This window comes from Rhizobacter sp. P2_H3 (assembly GCF_056403355.1).
Genome location: NZ_JBFUFQ010000502.1, coordinates 1 through 1074, shown reverse-complemented (window position 1 = coordinate 1074; position 1074 = coordinate 1). Strand labels below are relative to the sequence as shown.

Below are 1074 nucleotides of genomic sequence, written 5' to 3'. Positions count from 1 at the left end.
GCTCGGGCTCACCGGCTGCAGCAGCCCGCCGGCGATCCACTCGCCGATGCGGTCGTGCGGCCAGATCCAGATGTCCGGGCCCTTGCCGGCCGCGGCGGCCTGCTGGAACTTGTTCGGTGCGTCCTCCGGGTGCTCCACCACCACCTGCACCCCCGTCTTGGCGGTGAACTCCTCGCCCACCTTGGCCAGGCCGTTGTAGCCCTTGTCGCCGTTGATCCAGATCAGCAGCTTGCCGGGCTCGGCGGCGTGCGCGGCGAGCGGCAGCGTGCCTGCGAGGGCCAACGCCGCGGCCGAGGCCAGCATTGCGAGAGGGAGTCGTCGGGTGGTGCTCATCGTCGTGTCTCCTGTGGTGGCCTCGTGGGCCGTCGAACGCCTGCGCCGCCTTCAGCCGGCGCCGGGGAGCGTGCGCCCCTGGTCGTCGAACAGAAAGCCGCGCTGCGGCGGGAAACTGAGGTATGCGGTGTCGCCGGTCTTCAGCGGGTTGTCCGGGGCGGTGCGGATCGTCATCGCGTCGGTGGCGCCGGTCAGCGTCACGTGCAGGTAGGTGGTGTCGCCCAGGTGCTCGGCCAGCTGCACGTGCGCGCGCATCGCGCCCTCGCGCGCCTGCGTGCTCGCCTCGATGTGCTCCGGGCGCAGGCCGACGGTGACCTTGGAGCCGGCCGGGACCGAGGCCGCATCGGCGGCCACCGTCACCGCCGAGCCGTCGTCCAGCGCGACGTGGGCCAGTTGCGTGTTGGTGCCCGTCAGCGTGCCGCCGATGAAGTTCATCTTCGGCGAGCCGATGAAGCCGGCGACGAAGCGGTTCACCGGCCGGTGGTACAGCTCCATCGGCGTGCCCACCTGCTCGATGCGGCCTGCGTTGAGCACGACGATGCGGTGGGCCAGCGTCATCGCCTCCACCTGGTCATGCGTCACGTAGACCATCGTGGTCTTCAGTTCCTGGTGCAGGCGCGAGAGCTCCACGCGCATCTGCACGCGCAGCGCTGCATCCAGGTTCGACAGCGGCTCGTCGAACAGGAACACGCCCGGCTTGCGCACGATCGCGCGGCCGATGGCCACGCGCTGGCGCTGGCC

General features: G+C 70.9%; 2 protein-coding genes. Both read right to left on the bottom strand.

Annotation, left to right across the window (positions count from 1 at the left end):
- The coding region (locus tag AC1D1T_RS32650) for an extracellular solute-binding protein (RefSeq protein WP_477993509.1) at nt 1–333 on the bottom strand (333 nt) is incomplete at its 3' end.
- Between the two features lie 51 nt (nt 334–384).
- Nucleotides 385–1074: ABC transporter ATP-binding protein (locus AC1D1T_RS32645; RefSeq protein ID WP_477829779.1), on the bottom strand; the 690-nt coding region annotated here is incomplete at its 5' end.